An 8118-nucleotide genomic window follows, 5' to 3' on the forward strand; every position below is an offset into this window, starting at 1 on the left:
CCGCTGTCCTGAATTCTGTAGGAACATCGGGGGCAAGATCATGGAGCAAGGCATTCCTCGCAAATACCGCAGCCGTCGTCGTCCATGTAGGACGCTGGACGAGGCCGTTCGCAGCACAGACAGGTCCGCGTACCGATGCGGCTGTCGTCTCGTTCGGGCGGTATAATCTCGATCAGTAGATCAGAAATCGAATGTTGGCGGTCGCCTGCCATATCGGAACTCCGAGTTTCGGAGGTCGAGATGGGAAGCAGGTTGCTACGGTGCAAGATGACGGGCCAATATGATCCGCCCGTATGCCTCTATTCGGATATCGACGCTCCTAGGGGGCTCGGTTGCGGGCGACCACTTAATGCACCAACCTCCCCGCGGTTAGCAGCGTCCTCAGTTCGGCGGTGTTCTTTTTATGATCGGCAATCATCTGCTGACGGCAGCGGTTCCGCAAGGCAAACGATCATTCGACGGCTCCTTCCATATTTGGATATTGAAGATCCCCCGGCTGGGTCGGCGGCTCTCTTTTCATGTGCAAGGATCTCCGCTGAACAGACGTCGGTGACATTCAGGCCATACCTTTTTCACCAATCTCCTTTTGCGCTCGCGAGCTCTTCTGCAGGTGCAGCCCCATCGATCTCAGCACGCCTGGCGTCTTTGCGAATTGAAGATCTCCATATTCGACGACCTCGACGCGATTGCCCCACGGGTCAAGAAAGTCAAGAAAGCGTCCGGCGAGCATAGTGGCTCCGGCGGCTTCCGCGAGCGATCTGACTTTCGATCGATCGTCTACTACCAGTCCGAAATGTCGGCTCTGATCCGGAGCCTGATGACGCCCTCGGCTCAGAGCCAGGAACTGATCTCCCATGTCGATAAAGGCCATATCCGGCTGTCCGTCATCGTCTTTGTGACAACCGCGCAATTTGAAGGAAAATATGCTTCCATAAAAATGGAGCGCTTGCTCAATATCACCAACCTCCAGAGCAATATGATTGAGACCGACAAGCCTTGGCTTTCCCGTGCTCATCAGCTCTTCCCTTCCTTGTTGCTTTCCGGTTTGCCATCCTTCGTCATCTCGGGAGGCGTGGTCGGTGTCTCCAGTGCTCCCGTCGCGCCTTCCGTTTCCTCATTCGCAGGGACGATATCGGGCTGGGTGCCAGCATTTTTGCTGGAGGCTTGGGGAGCGAACCGATGTGTTTCGTGATGGTCGCGGTTTTGCGGTCGAGATTTCATGATTTCCTCTCATTTTAAAATCGCCATGACGGCGGAACGAACCGAACAGCAGGACTGTTCCCCTGTCCCGGAAAATCAAGAAATGTAGAGGATACAATACGTGTCAGATCGGAGCTGTGACGTCGCGATCATTGGAGCTGGTACTGCGGGGCTTTCCGCTGAGCGAAGCGCCAGACGCGCCGGCGCCCAGACATTGCTTATCGACGATCGTTTTGCTGGTACGACTTGTGCATCGGTTGGCTGCATGCCCTCGAAATTGCTGATCGCGGCGTCGAAAAAAGCGCATGCCATCGCGGGCGCAGCAGAGTTCGGCGTTCATGCGGGGACTGTGGAAATCGACGGACAGGCAGTGATGAGACGCGTACGAAAGCTGCGCGATGCGTTTGTTGCATCGACGCTCAAGTCCTTGGACGATATCCCCGAGGGCGTGAGGCTTAAGGGAAAGGCGTACTTCGTTGAACCTGGCGTTCTGGCCGTAGATGAAGACCGTGTAGTGGCCAAAGCGATCGTCGTCGCAACGGGCTCCCGAACGGCTATCCCGAAGCCTTTTGAAGGGCTCGGCCATGTTCTGACCAATGAGACAGTCTTTGAACTTGCTGATCTCCCGGTATCGCTTGCGGTGATTGGTGCGGGGCCGCTCGGCTTGGAACTTGCCCAGGCATTTGCGCGCCTCGGTGTGGATGTCGAGGTTTTCGATGAAGGCAATACAATTGCGGCTCTCAAGGATGAAGCCGTCGTAAACTCGCTGCGTCCTCTTCTCGAAGCCGAGTTTCATCTCCGCCTCGGCACCACCGTCTCGGCGTCCCAAGTGGGTAACGAAATCGAGGTTTCGTGGTCGGGTGCGTCAAGCGGCAAACGACGGTTCAGTCACGTCCTTGCCGCCGCCGGCCGACCGCCAAACGTGGAGGGACTGGCACTGGAGAAGGCCGGTCTTGAGCTCGACGAGCACGGCGTACCGGTATTCGATCGTACGACAATGCAATGCGGATCCTCTCCGATCTTCCTAGCAGGCGACTGCGATCATGATGCACCAGTTTTGCACGAAGCATCCGCCGAGGGTGCCATCGCCGGACACAATGCGGCACGGTTTCCCGCGGTCAAACCATCAAAGCGATCGACGCCACTGGCAATTACCTTCACGGATCCGCCAAGCGCGTCGATCGGAGAGCCAGCCGATGATGACAGCATCGTCGGCGAAACTGACTTTTCCGACCAGGGTCGGGCGAAAGTGGACGGCCGCAATGCCGGGCTTGTCCGCCTGTACGCAGACAAGAGTGGCAAGCTGACCGGTGGGACACTGGCAGCGCCTGAGGCGGAACACCTCGCCCATCTGATTGCCTGGGCAATTGAACATGGGCAAACGGCGATGCACTTGCTTGAGCTACCGATCTATCACCCGACTTACGAGGAAGGTTTGCGCACGGCGCTAAGGCAAATCTGCCAGCGGATCGACGTTGGCTTCGCCGCCGACCGAGACGCTGGCTCCGCGCCCGGTGTGTGAAAGACCTCGATGCGCGAAGACCGCTGATTTAGTCGCTTGGGGCATGGTCCGACGGCAGCGGTAAGCGGCAACCGCGAAACGGATTGTAGCATGACCGTACCCATTGATTTTGAGGCCTCTTCGTTGTCGAAGACGAGTGATTTAGTCGAAGTAAATTGGGTGTTGGAGATGGGCAATCGTTTTCCTGCCTGCCCCAGACTGGACCGACTGGTCGGATGAGGCTCAATCCATTCATGGCATTTCGCGAGAAGAGCTCCTGAGATGGAACGCCTGTATAGGTGGTCGCGCGGATGATGCGCGACACGCTGTCGGATCACGATCTTTTCGCCAGCGTTCCTTTCTGGGATAGAAAGTGGCTGAGCACATTGCTGCGGGCCGGTGGCCTTCGCCGACACGCCCTGCGTCTGCGAAAGTCCGACGAAAGCGAAGCGAACTAGGTATGTCGTTGATCCAACTCTAGAATTCGAGAGCTGTGGAAACGACAACAGCATCGCGTCGCCCGGGTAATTTTCGATTGGCTGACACGATTGTGAAGCCTTAGGTTTGTCAAACGGCGGCTTCGGATAGGTCGTGGTCGGAGCGACGATCACTGCAATTCCAGGAATGTATTTGCATCGCGTGGTCAAGCGAAGAGCCCGGCGCTGAGGCCGGGCTCTTGTCATCTCAGTGCTTGTGCTCAGGCATGTCCTTAAGCTGGTCCTTGGTCCAGGTCGTGACGGCATGGACGTCGCCATCCTCGTCGCGCATGAACTCGAGGTCGGACAGCGGAACAGCAACCGGCTTGGCACCGATCCCTAAGAACCCGCCGACATCGATGATGGCCTGGCTGCCCATGCCGGAGCCGTGGACGTGGTCCAGCTTGCCGACCTTGTGGTCATCTGCGCCGTAGATTGTGGCACCTTCGAGGATGGCCGGGGTAAGCTCAGTCTGGGTCAGGCGTACGTGATTGGTGTGGTCCATAATCGTATCCTCCGTGTTTTTGATTGGCTCATTCAAACAGGATGGGTTGCTGAATTGTTCCGATGAATTCCTTGGAACAACCCTCGTCCGGCTCCGTTCCCCGACCCGGGAGGCCATCGCACTCCAAGGAGAACTTTATGCAGCGTTTCGTGGACAAGGTCGTCATCGTGACCGGGGCGGGCTCGGGTATCGGCAAGGCGACCGCCGAGCGATTTCTCGAGGAGGGCGCAAAGGTTGCGCTCGTAGGTCGGACGAAATCCAAGCTCGAAGATGTCGCAAAGCCCTACCCTTCTGACCGGGTACTCATCATCGAAGCCGATATTTCTGTCGAAAGCGATGTCGAAGCGCTTGTCTCACAGACGGCGGACAAATTCGGTCGCATCGACACTCTGGTCAACAATGCTGGTGTCGTCGCCGAGGGAGATGTCGGAGCGCTCTCCACCGAGGACTGGCGTCACGTGATGACCACGGACCTCGATGGCGTCTTCTTCGCTTCGCGCGCCGCACTTCCCCACCTGAAATCCTCTGCCGGATCGATCGTCAACGTGTCCTCCGTATCGGGCACCGGCGGCGACTGGGGCATGGCGGCCTATAATGCAGCGAAAGGCGGCGTCACCAACTTGACGCGCGCGATGGCAATGGACCACGGCAAGGACGGCGTTCGCGTAAACGCAGTGTGCCCGAGCTTCACCAAGACCGGGATGACCGAGGACATGACCGGCGACGAAAAGCTGATCGCCAAGTTCAATGAGCGGTTTGCGCTTGAAGGGCCGGGAAAGCCTGAGGCCGTCGCCGCAGTCATCGCGTTCTTGGCAAGCCATGATGCGCGCTTCGTGACCGGGGTCAATCTGCCGGTGGATGGCGGCATATCCGCCTCCAACGGTCAGCCACCGCAATAAGGAAACCTACATGCCTGGAACATTCACTACGGTATACCTCGTGGCCTTCGACCTCGACGACCGGGATCAGGCCATCCAGGCATTTGCACCGCAGGCCGCCGCCAGTGAGGCATCGGCAATTGACGAGGCCGGAGATCTGGCGCGCAGACATGCAGGCGTGGTTGTCTGGAGACGGGATAACGATCCTGTCGTTGGCGAGGAGGAGAGCCGGAGGTCGTGTTCAGCGTCGGCACGGTTGGCGACTTCGCCTGAATCCGATCAACCGCCGAAGACAAACCGAGGGCGCTCGACCCGTCATGAGGAGCGCCCTCGTTACCCCCGACAGCAAACGCGCGAACATCATGGTCGCTGCAGGCCGTCGGCAATGTGGGTGGTGACTGATAGATGAGATTGGCGATAACGATATTCAAGACCGGAGCGGCGGCTCAGCGAAACCATTTCTCCGCCGCAGCCAAGAGTTCTCGTATGTGTGAGATAGGCATCTTGGCTCCCTTCTTGCCCCGAACCCCCGCCACAAAGCGGGAACCAAGACAGATCAATCTCCAATCGGTGGTTTCGGCCTGACACGTCCATAGCTCAGGACTTCAACCCCTGGCGGATCGGGGCCCTCGCGAAGCTGCTGATATATTGTGTGACGCGCTTCGAGCACCGCGCACAACACCGAATGCGAACCGGCCTCCTATCGCTGACTGAATATACGGCAGCGTCAATTTCCTCGCCCGTCTGTTCTTTCGCGACCCAACCGTTCTGCCCTCCACGGCGTTTATTCGTAGTTCATGTCGCGGGGGATGTTGATGATCGCCGTTGCAGCTGATGTTTTGGCGGCAGCGGTAGTTGTTCTGTCGACGTGTTGGGGAGAAGGGATATTGGTTGCGGGGGCAGGATTTGAACCTGCGGCCTTCAGGTTATGAGCCTGACGAGCTACCGGGCTGCTCCACCCCGCGACGAGCGCAAGCCTTTGGCTTGCGCGAGTGTGTCACAGCGAAGCTGTGACGGGCACTGCCGGAGCAACGAGCGAAGCTCGTTGTCTCCTGTAAGGCGGGCACCGGCTAAAGCCTGCGATCCATCCTTATTTCGTAATGTTCTGCAAACGACGAAGGGCCGCTATTGCGGCCCAATCGGTATTCGGCTTGGGCCGAGGAGTGTCGAGAAGATTGTTTTCACGCTTGTGCGTGCATTGCCTTTAAAAGACCTGGCAGCGACCTACTCTCCCGCGTCTTAAGACGGAGTACCATTGGCGCTGGGGCGTTTCACGGCCGTGTTCGGAATGGGAACGGGTGCGGCCGCCCCGCCATGACCACCAGGTCGTTTAAGGGCAATGTTCCGACGGCGACGTCGGAATGTGATGAGAAGCTGGATTTTCGGAACATCGCCTTTGTTTTGTCCTGACGCGCGTAGCGCTCCGGACGGGCCGCCAAACGATTGGCGACGAACTGTCGTTCTGTATGGCTGCCCCGCTCGACCTCGAGCAAGGGAGCCAGACGAACTGGCGATGGTCTTTAGAACACGTCATGGCTTCATCTTCGCGCCTTACGGCGCTCGATGAGCATGGTCAATGAGAACGATTAAGCCAATCGGGCTATTAGTAAGGCTAAGCTTCATGCATTGCTGCACGTCCACACGCCTCCTATCAACGTGGTCGTCTTCCACGGCCCTGATAGGGAATACTCGTTTTCAGGTGGGTTTCCCGCTTAGATGCCTTCAGCGGTTATCCCTTCCATATATAGCTACCCTGCTATGCCGTTGGCACGACAACAGGTCCACCAGAGATATGTCCATCCCGGTCCTCTCGTACTAGGGACAGATCCTGTCAATATTCCTACACCCACGGCAGATAGGGACCGAACTGTCTCACGACGTTCTGAACCCAGCTCACGTACCGCTTTAATTGGCGAACAGCCAAACCCTTGGGACCTGCTCCAGCCCCAGGATGCGATGAGCCGACATCGAGGTGCCAAACAACCCCGTCGATATGGACTCTTGGGGGTCATCAGCCTGTTATCCCCGGCGTACCTTTTATCCGTTGAGCGATGGCCCTTCCACGCGGGACCACCGGATCACTATGACCGACTTTCGTCTCTGCTCGACTTGTCAGTCTCGCAGTCAGGCGGGCTTATGCCATTGCACTCGACGACCGATTTCCGACCGGTCTGAGCCCACCATCGCGCGCCTCCGTTACTCTTTCGGAGGCGACCGCCCCAGTCAAACTACCCACCATACACTGTCCCGGATCCGGATGACGGACCGCGGTTAGACATCCATGACGATAAGGGTGGTATTTCAAGGATGGCTCCACGAAGACTGGCGTCCCCGCTTCAAAGCCTACCACCTATCCTACACATGCCGACACGAATGCCAGTGTAAAGCTATAGTAAAGGTGCACGGGGTCTTTCCGTCTAACCGCAGGAACCCCGCATCTTCACGGGGAATTCAATTTCACTGAGTCTATGCTGGAGACAGCGGGGAAGTCGTTACGCCATTCGTGCAGGTCGGAACTTACCCGACAAGGAATTTCGCTACCTTAGGACCGTTATAGTTACGGCCGCCGTTTACTGGGGCTTCGATTCAGAGCTTGCACCCCTCCTCTTAACCTTCCAGCACCGGGCAGGCGTCAGACCCTATACGTCGTCTTTCGACTTCGCAGAGCCCTGTGTTTTTGATAAACAGTCGCTACCCCCTGGTCTGTGCCACCCCAATCCACTTGCGTAAAAGGGGTCACGCTTCTTCCGAAGTTACGCGTGCAATTTGCCGAGTTCCTTCAGCATAGTTCTCTCAAGCGCCTTGGTATACTCTACCTGACCACCTGTGTCGGTTTCGGGTACGGTCTATACGGTGGAGCTATTTCCTGGAACCGCTTCCCTGCCCAGACAATCCAATAAGTCTGAACAAGCTACGCGATCCGTCACTACCACCAGGCCCACGAATATTAACGTGGTTCCCATCGACTACGCATTTCTGCCTCGCCTTAGGGGCCGGCTAACCCTGCTCAGATTAACTTTAAGCAGGAACCCTTGGTCTTTCGGCGAGAGGGTCTCTCACCCTCTTTGTCGTTACTCATGTCAACATTCGCACTTCCGATATCTCCAGGGGCCCTCACGGGTCCCCTTCACAGACTTACGGAACGCTCCGCTACCACGTGGATAAATCCACATCCTCAGCTTCGGTGCATGGCTTTAGCCCCGTTACATTTTCGGCGCAAAGACCCTTATTTAGACCAGTGAGCTGTTACGCTTTCTTTAAATGATGGCTGCTTCTAAGCCAACATCCTGGTTGTTTTGGGATCCTCACATCCTTTCCCACTTAGCCATGACTTGGGGACCTTAGCTGGAGGTCAGGGTTGTTGCCCTCTTCACGACGGACGTTAGCACCCGCCGTGTGTCTGCCGACTAGTACTCCCAGGTATTCGGAGTTTGGTTAGGATCAGTAAGACGGTGAGTCCCCATAGCCCATCCAGTGCTCTACCCCCTGGGGTATTCGGTCGACGCTCTACCTAAATAGATTTCGCGGAGAACCAGCTATCTCCGAGTTTGATTGGCC

Annotated in this window: 5 protein-coding genes, 1 tRNA gene and 2 rRNA genes (1 of these 8 only partly in view); 2 read left to right on the top strand and 6 right to left on the bottom strand. The window is 57.1% G+C overall.

What is annotated here, in order from left to right:
• Window positions 1-556: 556 nt before the first annotated feature.
• Entirely contained in the window at window positions 557-1015 is a 459-nt protein-coding gene (locus N7E02_RS07710) for a VOC family protein (RefSeq protein WP_286578717.1), read from the bottom strand.
• Window positions 1015-1221 (bottom strand): hypothetical protein, encoded by a 207-nt coding sequence (locus N7E02_RS07715; RefSeq protein WP_286578718.1) that lies wholly within the window; start codon window positions 1219-1221, stop codon window positions 1015-1017. The genes N7E02_RS07710 and N7E02_RS07715 overlap by 1 nt, the downstream gene beginning before the upstream one ends.
• A 100-nt stretch (window positions 1222-1321) precedes the next feature.
• Here N7E02_RS07715 and N7E02_RS07720 point away from each other — a divergent pair, with 100 nt between their 5' ends.
• Window positions 1322-2722, top strand: a complete 1401-nt coding sequence (locus N7E02_RS07720) for a dihydrolipoyl dehydrogenase (RefSeq protein ID WP_286578719.1) — start codon at window positions 1322-1324, stop codon at window positions 2720-2722.
• A 663-nt stretch (window positions 2723-3385) separates the two neighbouring features.
• Here the strand turns inward: N7E02_RS07720 and N7E02_RS07725 are convergent.
• Entirely contained in the window at window positions 3386-3682 is a 297-nt protein-coding gene (locus tag N7E02_RS07725) for a PRC-barrel domain-containing protein (RefSeq protein ID WP_145642485.1), read from the bottom strand.
• A 137-nt stretch (window positions 3683-3819) separates the two neighbouring features.
• On the opposite strand from N7E02_RS07725, the gene budC reads away from it, so the two are divergent.
• Window positions 3820-4581, top strand: coding sequence for a meso-2,3-butanediol dehydrogenase (gene budC / locus N7E02_RS07730; protein ID WP_286578720.1), 762 nt, complete (start codon window positions 3820-3822; stop codon window positions 4579-4581).
• 867 nt (window positions 4582-5448) lie between these two features.
• Here the strand turns inward: budC and N7E02_RS07735 are convergent.
• From N7E02_RS07735 to N7E02_RS07745, 3 genes are all read right to left on the bottom strand, one after another.
• Window positions 5449-5525: transfer RNA gene (locus N7E02_RS07735), tRNA-Met, on the bottom strand.
• 246 nt (window positions 5526-5771) lie between these two features.
• A 5S ribosomal RNA gene (gene rrf / locus N7E02_RS07740) occupies window positions 5772-5886 on the bottom strand.
• 256 nt (window positions 5887-6142) lie between these two features.
• Window positions 6143-8118: ribosomal RNA gene (locus N7E02_RS07745) — 23S ribosomal RNA — on the bottom strand; it runs 820 nt beyond the window's last position.

It is taken from the genome of Terrirhizobium terrae, assembly GCF_030323265.1.
GTDB lineage: Bacteria > Pseudomonadota > Alphaproteobacteria > Rhizobiales > Rhizobiaceae > Neorhizobium.

Bases quoted from the DNA above. Each gene is read 5' to 3' on its own strand.
- N7E02_RS07710 (WP_286578717.1), bottom strand. From the start codon at position 1,015: ATGAGCACGGGAAAGCCAAGGCTTGTCGGTCTCAATCATATTGCTCTG.
- N7E02_RS07715 (WP_286578718.1), bottom strand. From the start codon at position 1,221: ATGAAATCTCGACCGCAAAACCGCGACCATCACGAAACACATCGGTTC.
- N7E02_RS07725 (WP_145642485.1), bottom strand. From the start codon at position 3,682: ATGGACCACACCAATCACGTACGCCTGACCCAGACTGAGCTTACCCCG.
- budC (WP_286578720.1), top strand. From the start codon at position 3,820: ATGCAGCGTTTCGTGGACAAGGTCGTCATCGTGACCGGGGCGGGCTCG.